Genomic DNA, 20,168 nt, shown 5'->3' with positions numbered 1-20,168 from the left:
CCCGTTCCCCCATCTCTGCCAGCAACGTATGGCGGGACTAAAGAACATAAAGTCCAATTTTTCCGGACACGACAATATAAACGATTGCCCCCGAAGTGGGTCCTAGCGTTTGCGTTGAAGTTTGAACGGCTATCGGTAGGGATGGACAGCACCAGACTCACCTCCTCGACACATGCCGAAAAAAGGGATGTTCCCACAGGTCAGAGCCTTGATCGGGCCTGTCGCACCTCCCAGGAGATCGGGTCTGGAGAATTATGCTGAAATCGGGGGATAGATATGGAAATCGGACGCATGCGTCCGCAAACCCGGGCGGGGAGAGTCCTGCGCACCGGGTTGACGGCGGCGGTGACCGCCGCCGCCAGCATGAGCTTCGTCGTCATGGCCCCACCCGCCTCGGCCTCGGAGCTCCTTAAAGAGGGCTTCCACAGCGACCAGACCACCCCGGGCGTCTGGGCCGCGAGCAGCCCCAGGGGCGGCGACGCCCCGTGCCTCACCGCGGCGACCAACCCGCCCGCGGGGTCGCTCGGCGCGTGTCCCGAGGGGAAGGTGGACCCGGTCGGCCAGGGCGTGTTCAGGCTGACCAACGACATCAAGCAGGCGGCGGGCGCCGTACTGCTGGAGAAGGCGATCGAGGCCGGCCGAGGCGTCTCGATCGAGTTCGACCTCTACATGTGGGGGATCAAGCCCTACACCGACAGCCTCGGTCCGCGCGGCGGTGACGGCATCTCCTTCTACATCGTCGACGGGAACACGACCGCGGCGCAAGCGGGGGAGCCGGGCGGCGCGCTCGGCTACAAGGGTCTCAAGGACGCCTTCGTCGGCATCGGCTTCGACCAGTTCGGCAACTTCTCCAACCCGCGCTGGGCGGGCAACGGCGGGCCCGGCGTGAAGCCCAACTCCGTCGTCATCCGCGGCTCGGACTCCACGGGATACGGCTACATCGAGGGCAAGGAACTGAGCAGGCCGCTCGACGACGCCACCAACCGCGACGCGTCCAAGCGGCATGTCCTCATCGACATCACCCCTGACAACAAGATGGCCGTAAAGATCCGCCACAAGGACGGCGAGTCATACGAGACCCTCTTCAGCGGCATCGACCTCGACAAGCTGCCGAACCAGGATCCTCTGCCCAAGAGCATCAAGGTCGGCTTCGCGGCCTCGACGGGCGCGGCGACCGCCAACCACGCCATCTCCGACCTGGAGATCCGCGCGCTGGACGCCGACCTCCAGCTGGCGATCAGCAACAACGGGCCGTTCCGTGCGGGCGGCACCGGGACCTACACGATCAACACCGCGGTCAACGCCATGTACGGCTGGGCCGACGACCCGACGCGCCTGACCTTCGAGGCGCCCGCCGGCACGACGCCGACGACGGCGAGCGGGACCGGCTGGACCTGCGCGATCGACGGGCGGAAGGTCACCTGCGACACTGACGCCCTCGTGCGTCCCGGTGACTCGTTCCCGCAGATCAAGGTGGACGTCGCCGTCGCCGATGACGCGTCGTCGACGCTGCGGGCCACTGGCGTCGTGGCGCCGAACGCCGCCGAGACCGATGCCGAAGTGCAGCCGGCCGACAACAGGGCCACCAGCGACACGACCGTGATCCCGGTCGACAGTGCGCCCATCGGGCCCGACCTCAGCCAGGCCGTGGGCGGCGACACCACGCTGACCCCGGGCGGCACCGGAACCATCACCGTGACCACGGCCAACGCCTCCGGCGCCGGCCCGACCACGGGCACCGTGAAGGCCGTCTACACCGTGCCGGCCCCGCTGCAGATCACCGGAGTCACCGGCGACGGTTGGAACTGCGCCACCGAAGGCCGGAAGGTCACCTGCACCCGGCCCGGCACCGGGGACGACGCGCTCAAGGGCGGCGACTCCTACCCGCCGGTCGCCATCGCGGTGAAGGTCCCCGCCGTCACGAACGGCCCCGTCACCGTCGACGCCGGGGTGAACACCCCCGGAGACAGCAACACCGGCAACGACACCGCGACCGGGACCATCCAGCTCCCCGTCGTGGACCCGGCGCCGAGCGGCACGCTGGACGTCAAGATGACCTCCAACCCGAAGCCGTACGTCCCGGGCAAGCCGTACACCTACACCGTGACCGTCACCAACACCGGCAGCGTTCCGGTGTCGGGTGCCCAGCTCGTCGCCGACTGGCCGAGCCCGTGGGACAGGATCAAGTGGACCTGCACCAGCACGGGCGGCGCCTGCCCGGCCGCGAGCGGGATCGGTGACCTCAACGAGGTGGTCAGCCTGGCTCCGGGCGGCAGCATGACCTTCACCGTCGTCTGCCTGATGCCCGCCGGCGCCACCAAGAGCTACACCGCCACCGCCACGGTGACCGCTCCGAACACCAACTGCACGGCCGACAAGCCCTGCACCTCCACCGACACCAACAGCCCCGCCCAGCGCAGGGCGGCCTGACGCACGAGGGGCGGGCGGCATTCCGCCCGCCCCTCTCACACGGGCCGCAGCCCCCTCGGACCACCGTCGGGCCGCGGACCCACCGGACTGCGGAGTACGGCCCGCGCCCCCAGCACGACCACCTCGCTCTCCCCCACGAGCACCGGGTCCAGATCGAGCAGCGCCACCTCGGGCAGCTCGTCCGCGAGCCTCCCCACCCGCACCAGCAGGTCCTCCAGGGCTCCGACCGCCACCGGCGGGTAGCCGTACTCACCGAACAGCAGCGGCGCGGCCCGCACCGACCGCACCAGAGAGCCCGCCTCCTCGGGCGACAGCGGGGCCAGCCGGTAAGCCTGGTCGCCGAGCAGACGCGCCGCCACCTCCCCGAACCCGAACGACACGACCGGGCCGAATCCCGGATCCTCCACCACGCTCACCACCGTCGGCACCGCCGGTTGCGGGGCCATGCGCTGCACGGCGATCGTCATCTCCCCGCCGAGCTGCCGGGCCAGGTCGAGATAGGCATGCCGTACGGCGTCGGGCCTGGACAGCCCGAGGCGCACGGTGCCCGCCCGCTGGACCGCCTCCGCCTCGACGGCCCTGATCGCCACCGGCCACCCCAGCCTCTGCGCCGCGTCCACCGCCTCATCCGCGGAGAAGACAGGGACCGAGGGCCAGACCTCCACCCCGTATTCCGCCAGCAGCCCCGCCGCGTCGACCTCGACACCGTCGCCGTCGCCCGCCTCGGCCAGCGCCGTACGCACCAGCTCCCGCGCGCCGCGCGCGACCCCCGCGGGCCCCCCGGCGTGGCCGGCGCCGAGGCCGTCGCGCCACCGCGCATGCCGTACGGCATAGGCCAGGGCCCGTACGGCCTCCTCCGGTGCGGCGTAGGACGGGATCGACCCGCGCGCCGGGTCCGCGCCGTTCATCCCCGTCCGCAGCTCGGGGAGCATGCCCCGGCGGCCTTCGAAGGTGGCCAGCACCGGCTTGCCGCACTCCCCCGCCACGCGCACCAGCTCCGCGGCGACGTCCGCCGCGCCGCCGGGGATGGGGGGCATGTAGACAACCACCACCGCGTCGACGTCATCGGCCGCGACGGCGCCCGCGAGTGCCGCGCCGAACTCCGCCGCGCCCGCGGTCGCGCCCAGGTTGACCGGTGGGCGCGGCGACAGGCCGGCGCCGACGCAGGCGTCGACGGCGAGCAGCGCCAAGGCGTCGGAGTTGCTCACCACGCCGACCTTCGGGCCCGCGGGAAGCGGCTGGTAGGCGAGAAGCTGGGCGACGTCGAACAGTTGGACCAGGTCATCGACGCGTATCACCCCCGCCTGCTCGAAGAGCGAGCTGAGGGCGCTGTCGGGAAGCCCGAGCACCGGCGCGGCGTGCCCGGTGGGGACGTGCCGGGTGGCGCCGCCGCTCTTGACGACGACGATGGGCTTGCGGCGGGCGATCCTGCGGGCCAGCCTCGTGAACTTGCGCGGGTTGCCCAGGGACTCCAGGTAGAGCAGGATCACGTCGGTCGCAGGGTCCTCCTCCCAGAACTGGAGCAGGTCGTTGCCCGAGACGTCGGCCCGGTTGCCGGCCGACACGAAGGACGAGATCCCCATGCCGCGCTGGGCCACCCGCTGCAGCAGGGCGGTGCCGAGGGCGCCCGACTGGCTGAAGAAGCCCACCCGGCCCCGGCCGGGCACGGTGGCGGCGAGGGTGGCGTTGAGCCGTACGGCGGGGTCGGGGTTGGCGATGCCCAGGCAGTTCGGGCCGACCACGCGCAGGCCGTAAGCGCGGGCGATGCGCACGAGCTCGTCCTGGCGGGCCCTGCCCTCCGCCCCCGTCTCCCCGAACCCGGAGGAGACCACGATCAGCCCGCGCACGCCCTTCTCCGCGCACTCCTTCACCACGTCGATGACACCGGCGGCGGGTACGGCGAGCACGGCCAGGTCGACGTCGCCGTCGATGGCGCTCACACTCGGGTAGGCCCGCACACCGGCCACGGCGCGGGCCTCGCGGTGCACGGGGTAGACGGGCCCGGAGAAGTCGGCGGCCAGCAGATTGCGCAGCACGGTCTGGCCCACGCCACCGGCTCTCGACACGCCGATCACGGCCACGGAGCCCGGGTTGAGCAGCCGCTCGATCGAGCGCGCCTCCGCGCGGTGCTCCCTGCCGACCACGACCTCCTGCGAGGTCTCGGTGGGGGCCAGGTCGAGCGTCATCCGCACGACGCCGTCGGCGAAACTGCTCTCGGCCGTGTATCCGGCCTGGCGGAGGACGCCCATCATGCGCCGGTTCGCCGGAAGGACGTCGGCCACGAAGCGTTCGAAGCCGCGTTCCCTGGCGGTGGCGGCGAGATGCTCCAGCAGCACCGAGGCCACTCCCCTGCCCTGGTGCGCGTCCTCGACGAGGAAGGCCACCTCCGCCTCGGTGGGGGTCATCCGGTCGTAGCGGATCACGGCCACCATCTCCTGGCCGATCAGCGCGATCAGGGCGACCCTGCCCACGTAGTCCACTGTCGTGAACCGGGTGATTTCGCGATCCGATAATTCTGGCCGAGGACCAAAAAAGCGGAAATAAATTGACTCATCGGACAATCGTGCATAAAACGCCCGCATCCGGTCTGCGTCCGTCGTCCGAATCGGACGGACATGTGCCGTGCCGCCGTCGGCGAGGACGACATCCGCCTCCCAATGCGCGGGATACTGAGCCTCCACACCCGAAAGCCTAGACGCCGCACGCCTACGCCCCACGTCAGCGCCCATGTCACCCGGTTCGCGCGCAGACCGCCGAAAGCCACCGCGAAACGGCCGCGACCACGTGCCCCGGACAACGCTTGTGCATCGACTGAGCCCTATCTACCCGCACGATGCCGCGTAGCGCGGCCGGAAACTGTAAGGTTTCTCGGGGTCAGCCTCGCGTGTGGAACCCTTATCCCGGCGGGGATCCTCCGCGACCGCACCGGCACCAACGGCAGCAAGGTGGTGACATCATGACTCGGGTTGTCGTGGTGGGCGATCTCATGACCGACGCGGTCGCACGCGCCCGCTACGCTCTCGCCAGGGCCAGCGACACCCCGGCCATCGTCACGATGCACGGCGGCGGCTCAGGGGCCAACATCGCCTCCTGGCTCGCCGTCGAAGGCACCGAGGTGGCGTTCATCGGGCGGCGCGGAGCCGACATCACCGGTCGCAACCGCGACATGGAGCTGATGGGCTACGGCGTCGACGCGCGACTGGTCATGGACCCCGAACGCCCCACCGGCACCTGCGTGGTGCTCGTCACCCACAAGGGCGAGCGCACCATGCTGTCCGACCCCGGGGCCAATGCCGCGCTGTCCCCCGAGGATCTGCCCCGCGACCTGTTCGCCCAAGGCGCCCACCTCCACGTGTCGGGCTACACCCTCGTCAACGAAGGCTCGCGCGAAGCCGGGCTCGCCGCGCTTGAGCTCGCCCGCCGCGAAGGCATGAGCATCTCGGTCGACGCCGCCTCGGCCGCCCCCCTGGAGCGCACCGGCGCCGAGCCCTTCCTGGAGTGGACCCACGCCGCCAAGCTGCTCTTCTGCAACATCTCCCAGGCCAAGGTGCTCACAGGACGCGACGAGCCGAGCTCGGCGGCCAAGGTGCTCACCGCGTGGTTCCCCCAGGTCGTGATCAAGCTCGCCGAAGACGGCGCCCTCTGGTACACCAACAACCGCCCGGAACCCGTCAAGGTGGCGGCCGAGTCCATCGACCGCGTCGTCGACGGCACCGGCGCCGGCGACGCCTTCACGGCGGGCTTCCTCACCCCCTGGCTGGAGGGCAAACCCCCCGCCGACGCCCTGTCGGCCGGCTGTCGCCTCGCCGCCAAGGCCATCTCCTACCTCGGCGCCCGCCCCCGCCTCTAACCCCACGCCCCGCCTCCCCGGGCTTCCGGGGCGGGGTGCCTTCGGGGCACGGCGGACAGGCCCCAGACGGGGGCTCCGGCTCGGCGGCGTGGATCGTGGCGTGAATGGTGGTGGGCCGCTCGCCCTCCTCGGCCAGGCCGGGCCTGCGGCGGCGCCCCCTCGGGGACCACGACAGGACGGCCCGACGCCCACCGCCGGCGAGGTGGTGCCGTACGGGTGACCCGGACCCGGCCGGGGACCCCGGCCGGACGCGAGGCGCTAGGAGACCGTGGCGAGAGCGAAGGGCAGCACGGATGGCGCTCCGGCGTGGCGGACCAGGGCGGCGCCCAGGGTCATGGTCCAGCCGGTGTCGACAAGATCGTCGACCAGGAGCACGGGGGCGCCGACCTCGGCGATGCGCCCGGCGAGCTCGCGCGGCATCGCGAGGGTGCCCCGGACGGCCTGCACGCGCTGGGCACTGTTGAACTGGCGGCCCGGAGAGCCGGAGCGGTAGCCGAGTTCGCCGAGATAGGTGAGGCGGCCCACCTGGGCGAGGCGCTCGGCCAGGCTCCGCACGAGGACGGGCCTACCGGCGGAGGGCATGGCCACCACGGCGGACGGCCTCGCCTCCCACTCCCAGGCCGACAGCACCTTGACCACCGCGGCGAACACGTCGTCGGGCACGGGACCGTCGGGGGCGGAGGCCGCGAGCATGTCACGCAGGCGGTTGCCCCAGCCGAGATCGGTGAGGCGGCCGAGCGCCCGTCCGGGCGCGGCGGCGAGCTCGGGTTTGATCCGGCCGGACAGCTCGGCGAGGCCGGTCGGCCACAGGCGCCGGGCCTCGACGACGACCCCGGGTCGCGACAGGCTCGCCTTGGCCGCCTCGACGGCCGCGCCGTCGACGCCGGCCGACCGGCGCGCGCCCGTGCAGTTGTCGCACCGCCCGCACGGCGTCGCCGCGTCGTCGTCGAGGTGCAGCCGAAGGTGCATCTCGCGGCAGTCGGTGGCCGCGATGTAGGCGAGCATGGCCTGCTGTTCGGCCTCACGGGCCTGCGCGACCCTGGCGTAGCGCTCACCGTCGTAGCTCCACGGCTCGCCGGTCGCATCCCAGCCGCCTTTGACCCGGCGGACCGCGCCGTCCACATCGAGGACCTTGAGCATCGACTCCAACCGGGTGCGGCTGAGATCGACCCGGCCTTCCAGCGCGGCCGTGGACAGCGTGCCGCCCGAGAGCGCCGCGAGCGTCTGCCGGACCGTCTCCTCGGGCGGGAAGGCCAGCGAGGCGAAGTAGGCCCAGATCTGGCGGTCCTCCCTGCCCGGCAGCAGGATCACCTCGGCCCGCTCGACCCCTCGCCCGGCCCGGCCGACCTGCTGGTAGTAGGCGACCGGGGACTGCGGGGCCCCCACATGGACGACGAACCCGAGATCGGGCTTGTCGAAGCCCATGCCGAGCGCCGACGTGGCCACGAGCGCCTTGATCCGGTTGTCGAGGAGGTCCTGCTCGGCGGCCAGCCGCTCGGCCTGCTCGGTCTGGCCGGAGTAGGCGGCGACCTCATGGCCGCGTTCACGCAGATAGGCGGCGACCTCATGGGCGGCGGCCACGGTGAGCGTGTAGACGATGCCGGAGCCGGGCAACTCGCGAAGCGCCTGATCGAGCCAGGCCAGCCGCTCCTCGGGCCCCGCGAGCTCGACCACGCTCAGGCTCAGGCTCTCGCGTTCGAGCGCGCCGCGCAGCACCAGGGTCTCCTGCGGCTCCTCCCACTCGGAGTCCACCGCGAGCTGCTCGGCGACGTCGCGGGTGACCCGCGCGTTGGCCGTGGCGGTCGTGGCGAGGACCGGGATGCCGGGAGGCAGCTCGCCGATGAGGGTGCGCAGGCGGCGGTAGTCGGGGCGGAAGTCGTGCCCCCAGTCGGACACGCAGTGCGCCTCGTCGATCACCACCAGCCCGGCGCTCTCGGCCAGTTCGGGCAGCACGTTGTCGCGGAAGTCGGGGTTGTTGAGCCGCTCCGGACTCACCAGCAGCACGTCGACCACGCCCTCGGCCACCTGGGCGTAGATCTTCTCCCACTCTTCGGGGTTGGCCGAGTTGACCGTGACCGCGTGGATGCCGGCGCGTTCGGCGGCGGCGATCTGGTTGCGCATCAGCGCGAGCAGCGGCGACACGATGACCGTGGGCCCTTCGCCGAGCTCGCGCAGCAACGCGGTCGCGATGAAGTAGACGGCCGACTTGCCCCACCCGGTGCGCTGCACGACGAGCACACGCCGCCGGTCGACGACCAGCGCCTTGATCGCGGCCCACTGGTCGTCGCGGAGCACCGCCCCCTCGCCGGCCAGGGCGCGCAGCCTGGCCTGCGCCTCCTCAAGCAGCGGCTCCTGCTCCTCACCGTGCATGAGGCACCCCCGATACGGCCCGCGCGGAGGCAGTGGGGCGGCAGGCGCGGCGGCGGGGCGGCCGGCCCGGCGAGTGAGGCGACTCGGTCATGTGGTCCTTGGTACCACGTCCCACCGACAGCAGCCCACTTGAAGGCTCACGCCGTACGGCACAAGCCCGGCGATCCGCCGACAAGACGACTGCCAAGGTCCGCGGCGATCGTCTGACACGCCTCAAGACCGTCACACGCCGGTGACCGCACCGCATTCGCCTTCCTTGAGCGGCTTCGCCTGCTCCTTGTACGGATCCTGAGCGGGACCGGTGCCGCCGGAGCCGGTCAGGTTGAAATCGGGGTGGTAGAAGGAGTCGCTGATGTCGCAGCGGGTGTTGGCGGACCACCCCTCGATGTGATCGCCCTGCCAGACGTTCAGCCGCCCGCCAGAACGCTCCCGCCAGAACTCGAACACGGACTTGTCGTAGACCATGACCCGCTGGATCGGTCCAGGCTTGCCCTTGGGTTTGACCGCGTAGACGATCCGGGACTCATGCGTGACGTGCAGTTCTCGGCGATTCTCCACGATCTTCACGGAAGGAGACAGCGTGGACTGGACCTTGATCACCAACCCGACCAGATCGACCTTGCCCGGAGCGAAACTGGTCACCCAGGCGCGGGTGTCCTCGTCCTGATCCTTGTGGTCGAGATACTTGAGGAATTCCTTACGCAGCCGGGGGTGCAACTGGTCGGCGTAGGCGGTCGGCCTACCGCCCAGGAGCGTCTGCTCGTCCAAATGGCGGGCTTCGATGAGCTTCTTGGCCTTGCGATACGCCCAGGCGACGTCGGTCTTGGAGAACCATTTCACGCGGGTCGCCTCGGGGATCGCGATGCCCGCCGCGCCGTCGGCGTACTTCTCGGAGGGGGATCCGCGGAAGGGCGCGTCCGCCGTGATCACGTCGTTGACGCCCGCGGAGTTCTCCAGCAGGTTGCCGGCCTCGTCGGTGAGCTGGGCCACCGCGGCACATCCGCTAAGACTCAGCGCGAGGATGCCGACCGCAACCCCGCGCCCTGCTAATTCACGATATTTGAGCATCTCAGAATCGTAGAGAGGAAGTACGACATCCGTCTCAGGAGCCCCACCCGCACCAGCGGCTGGTTCAAGTCGCGCCCCGCCCTGGACCTTCGGCAGAATGTTCGACATGGCCCGACGTAAGACGACGACCCCCCTGCCCGATGATTTCGAGGAACGTATCGTCGACATCGATGTGTCCGCTGAGATGCGGACAAGCTTCCTCGAATACGCATACTCGGTCATCTATCAGCGTGCGCTCCCCGACGCGCGGGACGGACTGAAGCCGGTCCAGCGGCGCATCCTCTACGCGATGAGCGAGATGGGGCTGCGGCCCGACCGCGGCCACGTCAAGTCGTCCCGGGTGGTCGGCGACGTCATGGGCAAGCTCCACCCCCACGGGGACACCCCGATCTACGACGCGCTCGTACGGCAGGCGCAGCCGTTCTCCATGCGCCTCCCCCTGATCGACGGCCACGGCAACTTCGGCTCGCCCGACGACATGCCCGCCGCCATGCGCTACACCGAGGCCAGGCTGGCCAAGGCGGCCATGCTCATGGTGGAGTCGATCGACGAGGAGACCGTCGACTTCCGGCCCAACTACGACGGGCAGGAGGTGGAGCCCACGGTCCTGCCGTCGGCGTTCCCCAACCTGCTGGTCAACGGCACCACCGGCATCGCGGTGGGCATGGCGACCAACATGGCGCCCCACAACCTCGTCGAGGTCGTGGCGGCCGCCCGCCACCTGCTCAAGCACCCGAACGCGTCGCTCGACGAGCTGATGCGCTTCATCCCCGGGCCCGACCTGCCCACCGGCGGCACGATCATCGGGCTCGACGGCGTCCGCGACGCCTACCAGAACGGCCGCGGCACCTTCCGCATGCGGGCCAAGGTGACGATCGAGCAGGTCACGCCGCGCCGCAAGGGCCTCGTGGTCACCGAGCTGCCGTTCAACGTCGGCCCCGAGCGGGTCGTCACCAAGATCCGGGAGCTCGTGCAGTCCAAGAAGCTGTCCGGCATCGCCGACCTCAGGGATCTCACCGACCGCCACAAGGGCCTGCGGCTGGTCATCGAGATCAAGAACGGTTTCATCCCGGAGGCCGTCCTCGACGAGCTCTATCGGCTCACGCCGATGGAGGAGACGTTCGGCATCAACAACGTCGCGCTCGTCGACGGGCAGCCACGCACCCTCGGCCTGCGCGAGCTGCTCCACGTCTACGTCAACCACCGCATCGACGTCGTGCGCCGCCGTTCGGCCTTCCGCAGACGCAAGCGGGAGGAGCGCCTGCACCTCGTCGAGGGTCTCGTCGTCGCGCTGCTCAACATCGACGAGGTCATCCAGGTCATCCGTTCCTCCGACGACTCCGCCGAGGCGCGCAGGCGGCTCATGGAGATCTTCGAGCTGTCGGAGACGCAGGCCGTCTACATCCTCGACACGCCGCTTCGCCGCCTGACGAGATACGACAAGCTCGAACTCGACCAGGAGAAGGCGACCCTCATCGAAGAGATCGCGGCGCTCACCGCGCTGCTGTCCTCCGACGACAAGCTGCGCGCCCTCGTGTCCAAGGAGCTCGCCGACGTCGCCAAGGCGTACGGCACGCCCCGGCGGACGGTGCTCATGGAGTCCTCCGGCGTGTCGCGCACCGCGGCCGTCGCCCTGGAGGTCCCTGACGACCCGTGCAGGGTGCTGCTCTCCTCGACCGGCCTGCTCGCCCGCACGCTCGACGCGGGGCCGATCAGCGGCGAGGGCGAGCGGTCCAACCACGACGTGCTGGTCTCCGTGGTCGACTCCACGGTGCGCGGCGAGATCGGCGTGGTCACCTCGCTCGGGCGGGTCATTCGGGTGAGCGTGGTCGACCTGCCCGTGCTGCCGTCCTCGGCCAGTCCTCCGTCGCTATCGGGCGGCCACCCCGTGAGCGAATACGTCACGCTCGGCCAGGGTGAGACCGTGATCGGGCTCGGCGCCCTCACGCCCGACGGCCCCGGTCTCGCGCTCGGCACCGCTCAAGGCGTGGTCAAACGCGTGGTCCCCGACTATCCGGCCAACCGCGACGATTTCGAGGTGATCACCCTCAAGGAGGGCGATCGCGTCGTGGGTGTCACCGAGTTGACCTCCGAAGCCCATGACCTCGTCTTCATCACCTCGGACGCGCAACTGCTGCGCTTCCCCGCGAGCAGTGTGCGCCCGCAGGGCCGCCCCGCAGGGGGCATGGCGGGCATACGGCTCGACCCGGCCGCCACCGTCATCTGGTTCGGCGCCCTCGACCCCGCGCTGCCGTCCCACGTCGTGACCGTCGCCGGCTCCGCGACGGCCCTGCCCGGCACCCAGACCGGCAACGCCAAGGTCGCCGACTACGCCGAGTTCCCCGCCAAGGGCCGCGCCACGGGAGGTGTGCGCGCCCAGCGCTTCCTCAAGGGCGAAGATGCCCTGATCATCGCCTGGGCCGGCCCCGCCCCCGCCAAGGGCGTCACCGAGACCGGGCGGCCGGTCGAGCTGCCGACCGAGATCGGCCGCCGCGACGGGTCGGGCTCACCTCTCCCCCACGCGGTCACCGCGATCGGGGGCGCCCTCGGCACCACGGCCGCCGTCCCCGCCGCGAGTCCGCCTCCGGCCGCCGAGGAGGACGCCTCCCTCTGAACGCTCGAGAGCCCCGCACCGGTCGCGGTGCGGGGCTCTCGCGTCAGATCACATCCTCAAGCTCCTGGAGCAGCCGCCGCCTGGGCTTGGACCCCACCATCGACTTCACCGGCTCTCCGGCGCGGAAGACCACGAGCGTGGGGGTTGCCAACACCCTGTAGGCGGACACGGTCTTCGGGTTGGTGTCCACGTCAAGCTGAACGACCTTGACCCGGTCGCTCTCCTCCTCGGCGATCGCGCCGAGCACCGGAGCCAACTGCCGACACGGAGGACACCACTCCGAGGTGAACGTCACCAAGACCGGAAGATCCGCTTTCAGCACCTCGTCGGCGAAAGTGGCATCCGTGACATCGATCATTGCCGTCCCTTCGATCGGCAGTACGGCCCAGGCCCACTCGACGACCTGGTCTCCGCCTGCACCAACTGCGCATTCACCTGGTCACGCACCGCGCGCAACTCGCCGATCAAGGCGTCGAGTTCGGCGAGTTTCCTGCGATACACGTCCAGCGACGCAGCGCAGGAGTCGCCGGTCGGGTTCCCGGCACGCAGACACTCGACGAACGGACGGGTCTCCTCAAGCTCGAATCCGCATTCCTGAAGCGCACGGATCTGCTGAACGAGTCTCAAGTGGTCGTCACCGTAGACGCGGTATCCGTTGACCGCGCGATGGGCGGTGACCAATCCCAGGGACTCGTAGTAACGCAGAGTCCGCGTGCTGACCCCCGCTCTCTCCGCGAGTTCACCGATGTGCATGCCAGTGACGCTAAACGTTGTCGTCAGTGTCAAGGCAACAAGAGGGTGCGGGCAGGCCCGGCCGCCGCTGGGCGGTGGCACGTCGCGCGGGCCGACCGCCCGAGGCGGGGCACGGGCGGGACACACCGCACACCGCCAGCGGTGCGTGAGCTTGCCTTTGGGACAATGGACACATGGCTGTCAGCTCGTACATGGTGCCTCTCGGCACTCTCGCACCCGAGTTCGACCTTCCCGCGATCGACGGCGGTAGAGTCACCCTTCACGACCTCAAGGGCGCTCCGGCGACCTTGGTGATCTTCCTTTCGAACCACTGCCCCTACGTCAAGCGCATCGAGCACGGCATCGGCGCCTTCGCCGCCGACTACGCGGGCCGCGTGGCCACCGTGGCGATCGCGAGCAACGACACGGTCTCCTATCCCGACGACGACGCCGGGCATCTGATCGAGCAGGCGAATCGCGCGGGTTTCCCGTTCAAGTATCTGCTGGACGAGTCGCAGGAGACGGCCAAGGCCTTCCGCGCGGCCTGCACCCCGGACTTCTTCCTCTACGACACCGACCTGAAGCTCGCCTACCGCGGCCAGTTCGACGGCGCCCGCCCGAGCAACGACGTGCCCGTGACCGGCGCGTCGCTGCGGGCCGCCACCGACGCGGTGCTGGCCGGGAGCACCGTGAAGGAGCAGGTGCCGAGCCTCGGCTGCGGCATCAAATGGAAAGAGGGCAACGAGCCCGGCTGACGCCTGAGGTCTCGTCAGCCGGTCATCTGCACCCGCGACACCATGGACACGAACTTGAGGAGGTCGCCGGGCTCACCGCCGCGCCAGGCGCGCACGGCCTTGGTGGCCTCCTCGCCGGGATCGAATCCGCCGAGGCCGTCGCGACCGAAACACCCCGCCTCCACGAGCTCCACGATCAGCGGATCGTCGTCGTCGAGCCCCTTGGCGTAGATCGCGGCGTCGAGCAGGGCGAGCGCGCTGCGCGCGTTGCTGCCGTCATCCCGGTGCTCGACCCGGTCGAGCTGGCGGCGTGCCTGACCGCGGAGATAGTCGGCCAGGATCTCGGTCTTGCCCATGGGTGCTCCTTGCCGGCAAGAGGCCGGTCTTTCCAAAGCGGACGATCACGTGAAGACGCACACCATGCAACCACACGTGACACCCTCATCACGCAACGTTATCGATTACGGCCTGTCGCCTCAAAACCCGGCCCCCACAAACTTTGACTAACTGGGCATGCGGGATCATCTTCAAGAAGTGCCCCCAACGACTCGGAGGAGTGGGTATCGATGAGCGACACGTTCGACGATCTGCTGGTCGCCAACCAGCGCTATGCCGCCGGCTTCACCGACAGAGACCTCACCGGCCGGGCCGCCCGCGGCCTCGCCGTAGTGACCTGCATGGACTCCCGCATCGACCCTCTCGGCCTCCTCGGCCTCAAGGCAGGTGACGCCAAGATCCTGCGCAACGCCGGCGCCAGGGTCACCGACGACGTGCTGCGCACCCTCGTCCTCGCCGTCTACCTGCTCGGCGTCCACCGCGTGCTCGTCATGCCGCACACCGACTGCCGAATGTCCAAGCTCACCGACGACGAGGTCCACGAGCTGATCAGCGCAGAGCACGGATTGGACACCCGCAGCCTGGAATTCCACACCGTGCCCGACCAGGACGCCGCCCTGCGCCACGATCTCACCCGCATCAAGACGAGCCCGTTCCTCCCTGACGACCTCGCCGTCGGCGGCGCCATCTACAACGTCTCCACCGGCGCCCTCACCCCGGTGGAACTCTCCTAGGTCCGCCCGTACGGCACCGCCACAGGAGCCGACCACCACGCACGACGGCCGGCCGGGGCCCTCCCCCCGGCGCGCCGCGACAGGCTCTGCCGGCTGGGCGTCGGCGACCGACCCATGGCACCTGTCACCGCCTCACAGGCCCCGACCGCACCCGCGCATCCTCGCACCCGATGTACGGCTACCGCACACGCCGACCACCGTGCCCGCACCAGGACCACACGGGCCGTTCCCAGCGGCACCGAAGCCGATAGGCATGCCCTAGAGGCTCTGCCCGCCTTCTGGGCGTCCCCGGACGGGCGCGCGCGGGGAAGGGGCGCACAGGGCCCCTCCCCGCCCTCAGGAGGCCCGTGAGGGCGACGCGACGCCGTGCCACGGCGGGGCTTCGCCGTGCTCCAGCGCCCCGGGGGCTCAGGCGTCGATGTGGTCGCGGTCGATGTCGGCCGCGCTCTTCACGATGAACTCGCGCCGGGGCGCGACCTCGCTGCCCATGAGCAGGCTGAAGACCTCTTCGGCCGCCTCGGCCTGGTCGATGCGCACGCGGCGCAGCACGCGGTGGCGGGGGTCCATGGTGGTCTCGGCGAGCTGGTCGGCGTCCATCTCACCCAGACCCTTGTAGCGCTGCACGGGGTCTTTCCAGCGCTTGCCGCGGCGCTCAAGGTCGCGGAGGACCTTGTGCAGCTCCGCGTCGGAGTAGGTGTAGATGTATTTGTCCTGGCCGCGACCCGGATTGGTGATCTCGATCCGGTGCAGCGGCGGCACGGCGGCGAAAACCCGGCCCGCCTCGACCATCGGCTTCATGTAGCGGTGGAACAGGGTCAGCAGCAGGCACCGGATGTGCGCGCCGTCGACATCGGCGTCGGCCATCAGAATGATCTTGCCGTAGCGGGCGGCGGCCAGGTCGAACGTGCGCCCCGAGCCCGCCCCGACCACCTGGATGATCGCGGCGCATTCGGTGTTCTTGAGCATGTCGCTCACGGACGCCTTCTGCACGTTGAGGATCTTGCCCCGGATGGGCAGCAGCGCCTGGAACTCCGAGTCTCGCGCCAGTTTGGCGGTGCCGAGCGCGGAGTCGCCCTCCACGATGAACAGCTCGCTGCGGTCGACGTCGTCACTGCGGCAGTCGACGAGCTTGGCCGGCAGCGCCGAGCTCTCCAAGGCGCTCTTGCGCCGCTGGTTGTCGCGGTGTTCGCGGGCGGTGATGCGGGCCTTGGCCGCAGCGACGATCTTCTCCAGCACCGCGCGGAGCTGGAGTTTCTGCGCGCGCTTGGGGTTGGCGAAGAGGGCCTTGAGGTCGCGGGAGACCACGTGGGAGACGATGCGGGTGGCCGCGGAGGTGCCGAGCACCTCCTTGGTCTGGCCCTCGAACTGCGGCTCGGGCACCGTCACCGTCACGACGGCGGTCAGGCCCTCAAGGATGTCCTCTTTCAGGACCGCGTCGTCGCCGTTCTTCAGAAGTCGGGTCTCACGCAGCTGCTCGTTGATCGTGCGGACGAGCGCCCGCTCGAAGCCCGCGACGTGGGTGCCGCCCTTCGGCGTGGCGATCACGTTGACGAACGACCGCACGGTGGTGTCGTAGCCCTTGCCCCAGCGCACGGCCACGTCGACCGTGAGCTCGCGCTCGACGTTGGTCGGGGTCAGGTGCCCCTGCTCGTCGAGCACGGGCACGGTCTCGTGGAAGTGGCCGACGCCCTGGAGGCGCAGCACGTCGCAGACGCCCTCGTCGCGGGCGAGGAAGTCGGTGAACTCGGAGATACCGCCCTCGAAGCGGAAAGTCTCCTCATGGGGCTCCTCGCCCCGGGAATCGCGCACCACGAGGGTGAGGCCGGGCACGAGGAAGGCCGTCTGGCGGAGGCGCACGTGGATCTCGTCGAGCGAGACCTCGGCGTCGGGGAGGAAGATCTGGCTGTCGGCCCAGAACCGGACCCTGGTGCCGGTGGCCTTTCGCGCCAGCGGGCCGCCGTCACGCAGCCCGGACTTCTTCTTGAACTTGGCCTTGGGCCCGTCCCCGTCGAACACGCCGGGGACGCCGCGCCGAAAGCTGATCGCGTGGACGCGGCCGTCGAGGTCTACCTCGACGTCGAGGCGCGCGGAGAGCGCGTTGACCACCGAGGCGCCGACGCCGTGGAGACCGCCTGAGGCACCGTAGGAGCCGCCGCCGAACTTTCCGCCCGCGTGCAGCTTGGTGTAGACGAGCTCGACGCCGTGGAGGCCGCTCTTGGGCTCGATGTCCACGGGAATGCCTCGCCCGTTGTCGCGAACCTCGATCGACCCGTCGGGGTGGAGCTCCACCTCAATGCGCGTGCAATGGCCCGCGAGCGCCTCATCGACACCGTTATCCACGATCTCCCAGAGACAATGCATGAGACCGCGACTGTCGGTGGACCCGATATACATCCCCGGGCGCTTGCGGACGGCCTCAAGGCCCTCCAGCACCGACAGGTGACGGGCCGTGTAACCCGTCTCCGTGCTTACTGCGGTCACACCCACTCCCACTCCGCCATCGAACACCAGTGCGCAGCCTACAGGTTCTTTCTGTAAGCGCGCGTACAAGCTTGCCACCATGCGGCGTTTGCCGTTACCGGACGCCAGCGGGCCATCGCTTTCCGATACATTCCGCTCTCGGCGTAGCGCGGAGGCGGTTGGGAACGTTCAGGTCCGGTTAGATGTTGTCCCAAGTGACTGACGCCAAATCCTCGCTCCGGCGGGGATGACCCGAAAGGCGATACGTGACTGGAGCTCTCGCCCCCACCAAGCCGCTGACGGCACTGGACCGGTGTGACCGCTGCGGCGCCCAAGCCTACGTTCGTGCGACCCTGCCTCTCGGCGGGGAGCTGCTGTTCTGTGCCCACCACGGGCGTCAGCACGTCGCGGCACTGCGCGACAAAGGCGCCGACATCCTCGACGAGTCGGCCAGGCTCAGCGAAACCCCTGCTAGCGCACGTGACAGCGAGCGCTGACGCTCGCCTGACCCCCATATCCGGGCGGATGTCGGCAGTCCTCCTCACTACGTCGTCCGCCCCCCGAGCACAGGAGCCCACCTCCCAGATCTAGATCTCCCAAATCTAGATCACGGACTCCGCAATCGCGTCCAATATCGCGAAATATCGCCCATTGGCGCGGTCAAGCGCCCCGTTCCCTCCTCATCCGGAGACCGGGGCGCGCAGCATGCGGCCTTCCTCCGACCGGCACACACCCCGGCGCCGTCAAACCCGCCTTCCCCCAGGCCCCCGTACGGCACCGCCCCTCCACCCAGGCCAAGGCCCTCGTCAACACCTCCACACCCCACCCATCCCTCTCAGACCCGGTACGGCACCGCCCCCCAGGCAGGCCCCACAAGGGCCCACCCGGCAGCGAACCGTGGAGCACAGCGCCACAGCGGCAGCTCGTCCCCCTCCCCCACCGGGCACCCGGGCCCCCTCCACATGCCTTTACGGCATCCCCCTCCACGCCCGGCTCCCCGCAGCGACCGAACGACGGCCTCCAACCGTCTCCGGCCCTGCCCTCGCGGGGCCCACCACGGCACGGTCCCACTGACGGCACGCGCCCCACCAGGACCTCCATGGCGTCCAGGACCCGCGCAAGCCTCGGGCGCACGCCCATGGATGACGCTCGCGCGCGATCTGAGCCGACGCCCGGCCGCGCCCACACCGACATCCGCGTATCCGCGCGCCCCCGACGCCCCCACCCTCAGGGCCGGCCCCCGCTTTCAGGGGTCGATGGCGAGGGAAATGCGCAAGGTGAAGCGGGCGCCGCCCGTGGGGGCGTCGTGGGCGGTGAGGCCACCGCCGTGGGCATGGGCGATTTCGCGGGCGATGGGCAGCCCCAGCCCCGTGCCGCCGGTATCGAGCCGGCGGGCGTCGGAGCGGCGCGCGAATCGTTCGAAGATTCTTTCGCGGGCGTCCGCGGGAATGCCGGCGCCGTCGTCGATGACCTCCAGGACGGCTTCGCCACCTTCTCGCTCGACGATGACCTGGATGTGGGAGTGGGCGTGCCGTTCCGCGTTGGCCAGGAGGTTGCCCAGGACGCGGGCGATGCGGACAGGATTGGCGTTGACGAGCACTCCGGGCGTCAGGGTGGCGGTGATCGGGACGCGTTCGGGGCGCCGGGGCAGCTCCCGCTCGACGAGTTCACCGAGGTCGAGGCGTTGGAGGGGAGTGGGGGCGCCGAGGTCGAGGCGAGAGAGCTCAAGGAGGTCCTCAACGATGTCGCTGAGGCGTTCGGTATCGCGGAGGGCCGCCTCCAGGGCAGGGCGCAGTTGGGTGTCGTCGGGTTCGGTGAGGGCGACCTCGATGCGGGTCTGGAGCCCGGCGATGGGGTTGCGCAGCTCATGAGAGGCGTCGGAGACGAACCTGTGCTCATGCTCGGTGGCGTTGTGGAGGCGTCGGAGGGTGTCGTTGACGGTCTCGGCCAGGCGTTGGAGCTCGCCGCCGGTCTGCGGAACGGGGACGCGATGATCGAGGGCGGTGGCGGTGATGTCGGCCATCTCCGCGCGGATCGCCTCGACCGGGTGGAACGCCAGCCCTATCGCGAACCAGGTGGCGGCTGCGACGATCGCGGTCATGGCCGCGAAGATGAGGAGCAGAGCGGCGAGGACGCCGAGGTCGTCGCCGATGTCGGACAGCGGCACCGCCGCGAGCGCGGTGACGGGCCCTTTGTAGACCGCCGACCGCAGGATCACCGTTCCGGTGACATGCTGGCACCTGTCCAGTCGGGCGGGGCAGACGGCGTCGTCGAACCGCAGTTCACCGGGCTCCGGCTTCTTCCGTGATATCGGAGGTCGTCCCTGCATCGGCTTTGTCGCGGCGATCACGCTGCCATCGGCTGCGAGAAGCTGCATAAGCTCCGATCCGGTGGGCGGGATGGGGTTCGGCACCCGCGCCAGCGCCGCCACCGCGGCCAGCTGCCGTGCGGCGGCGGCCGCCTTGTCGACCTGGCGGTTCGTGGTGGAGTCGCGGATGATCGACCAGATGAGCAGCAGGCACAGGGCCAGTGCGAGTGCTGTCACTCCAGATGCGATCAGCGTTGCCCGCCCTCGGACGGAGGAGAACATCCGCGTTCGCAACCGCCGAAGACCCGCCAGACGAGATTCCATGATCGGAGTCTCCAGCCGGCGCCGGGAGGCCCAACCCCCGCAAGGCATGGTTGGCGGACTACCGCACGTTCAATGACCGGCCCTTGAACTTCCCTCGACTCCCCTGCCACCGATCCGCGGCAAGGCCGTTCTCTCCTTCACGGCAGATGACTCCGTGCCGAAGAGCTGTGCGGGGCGGAGCCGATGAGGCGGCGGCCACTGGCCCAGG

The 20,168-nt window shown here is 70.0% G+C and carries 14 protein-coding genes; 6 read left to right on the top strand and 8 right to left on the bottom strand.

Annotated elements, in window-relative coordinates:
• Positions 1-291 precede the first annotated feature (291 nt).
• Positions 292-2,430 carry an L-type lectin family protein gene (locus BLQ73_RS04555; RefSeq protein ID WP_143020118.1) on the top strand — a complete coding sequence of 713 codons (2,139 nt, stop codon included), beginning with the start codon at positions 292-294 and terminating at the stop codon, positions 2,428-2,430.
• Positions 2,431-2,465: 35 nt separating this feature from the next.
• On the opposite strand, the gene BLQ73_RS04550 is transcribed toward BLQ73_RS04555, so the two are convergent.
• Positions 2,466-5,159, bottom strand: a complete 2,694-nt coding sequence (locus BLQ73_RS04550; RefSeq protein ID WP_093168519.1) for a bifunctional acetate--CoA ligase family protein/GNAT family N-acetyltransferase — start codon at positions 5,157-5,159, stop codon at positions 2,466-2,468.
• Between the two features lie 227 nt (positions 5,160-5,386).
• On the opposite strand from BLQ73_RS04550, the gene BLQ73_RS04545 reads away from it, so the two are divergent.
• Positions 5,387-6,280, top strand: coding sequence for a carbohydrate kinase family protein (locus BLQ73_RS04545; RefSeq protein WP_093168517.1), 894 nt, complete (start codon positions 5,387-5,389; stop codon positions 6,278-6,280).
• Positions 6,281-6,538: 258 nt separating this feature from the next.
• Here BLQ73_RS04545 and BLQ73_RS04540 read toward each other — a convergent pair whose 3' ends face one another.
• Positions 6,539-8,650, bottom strand: coding sequence for a RecQ family ATP-dependent DNA helicase (locus tag BLQ73_RS04540; RefSeq protein WP_093168514.1), 2,112 nt, complete (start codon positions 8,648-8,650; stop codon positions 6,539-6,541).
• Positions 8,651-8,872: 222 nt separating this feature from the next.
• Positions 8,873-9,718, bottom strand: a complete 846-nt coding sequence (locus BLQ73_RS04535) for a hypothetical protein (RefSeq protein WP_143020117.1) — start codon at positions 9,716-9,718, stop codon at positions 8,873-8,875.
• A 97-nt stretch (positions 9,719-9,815) separates the two neighbouring features.
• Between BLQ73_RS04535 and BLQ73_RS04530 the strand changes: the two genes are divergently transcribed.
• On the top strand, positions 9,816-12,332 hold the full coding sequence (locus BLQ73_RS04530; protein ID WP_420819990.1) for a DNA gyrase/topoisomerase IV subunit A: 2,517 nt from the start codon (positions 9,816-9,818) through the stop codon (positions 12,330-12,332).
• Between the two features lie 43 nt (positions 12,333-12,375).
• Here BLQ73_RS04530 and BLQ73_RS04525 read toward each other — a convergent pair whose 3' ends face one another.
• Together BLQ73_RS04525 and BLQ73_RS04520 are read right to left on the bottom strand one after the other, a co-directional pair.
• Positions 12,376-12,690, bottom strand: coding sequence for a thioredoxin family protein (locus BLQ73_RS04525; RefSeq protein ID WP_093168510.1), 315 nt, complete (start codon positions 12,688-12,690; stop codon positions 12,376-12,378).
• Entirely contained in the window at positions 12,687-13,085 is a 399-nt protein-coding gene (locus BLQ73_RS04520; RefSeq protein ID WP_093168508.1) for a MerR family transcriptional regulator, read from the bottom strand. The genes BLQ73_RS04525 and BLQ73_RS04520 overlap by 4 nt, the downstream gene beginning before the upstream one ends.
• A 173-nt stretch (positions 13,086-13,258) precedes the next feature.
• On the opposite strand from BLQ73_RS04520, the gene BLQ73_RS04515 reads away from it, so the two are divergent.
• Positions 13,259-13,819 carry a thioredoxin family protein gene (locus BLQ73_RS04515; protein WP_093168506.1) on the top strand — a complete coding sequence of 187 codons (561 nt, stop codon included), beginning with the start codon at positions 13,259-13,261 and terminating at the stop codon, positions 13,817-13,819.
• 14 nt (positions 13,820-13,833) lie between these two features.
• Here the strand turns inward: BLQ73_RS04515 and BLQ73_RS04510 are convergent, their stop codons facing one another.
• The gene (locus BLQ73_RS04510) at positions 13,834-14,154 is read right to left on the bottom strand and encodes a hypothetical protein (protein WP_093168504.1); all 321 of its coding nucleotides are present in this window, start codon (positions 14,152-14,154) and stop codon (positions 13,834-13,836) included.
• A gap of 210 nt (positions 14,155-14,364) precedes the next feature.
• Here BLQ73_RS04510 and BLQ73_RS04505 point away from each other — a divergent pair, with 210 nt between their 5' ends.
• The gene (locus BLQ73_RS04505; protein ID WP_093168502.1) at positions 14,365-14,868 is read left to right on the top strand and encodes a beta-class carbonic anhydrase; all 504 of its coding nucleotides are present in this window, start codon (positions 14,365-14,367) and stop codon (positions 14,866-14,868) included.
• 408 nt (positions 14,869-15,276) lie between these two features.
• On the opposite strand, the gene BLQ73_RS04500 is transcribed toward BLQ73_RS04505, so the two are convergent.
• Positions 15,277-17,349: a DNA gyrase/topoisomerase IV subunit B gene (locus BLQ73_RS04500; RefSeq protein ID WP_245690786.1), complete on the bottom strand. Its 2,073-nt coding sequence runs from the start codon at positions 17,347-17,349 to the stop codon at positions 15,277-15,279.
• Positions 17,350-17,594: 245 nt separating this feature from the next.
• Between BLQ73_RS04500 and BLQ73_RS04495 the strand changes: the two genes are divergently transcribed.
• Positions 17,595-17,825: a DUF7455 domain-containing protein gene (locus BLQ73_RS04495; RefSeq protein ID WP_093168498.1), complete on the top strand. Its 231-nt coding sequence runs from the start codon at positions 17,595-17,597 to the stop codon at positions 17,823-17,825.
• 749 nt (positions 17,826-18,574) lie between these two features.
• Here the strand turns inward: BLQ73_RS04495 and BLQ73_RS04490 are convergent.
• On the bottom strand, positions 18,575-19,873 hold the full coding sequence (locus BLQ73_RS04490; RefSeq protein WP_245690785.1) for a sensor histidine kinase: 1,299 nt from the start codon (positions 19,871-19,873) through the stop codon (positions 18,575-18,577).
• Positions 19,874-20,168 lie beyond the last annotated feature (295 nt).

Source organism: Sinosporangium album (assembly GCF_900100605.1).
GTDB lineage: Bacteria > Actinomycetota > Actinomycetes > Streptosporangiales > Streptosporangiaceae > Sinosporangium > Sinosporangium album.
Note: the sequence above shows the minus strand (reverse complement) of the source record. Positions and strands in the feature narration are given on the sequence as shown.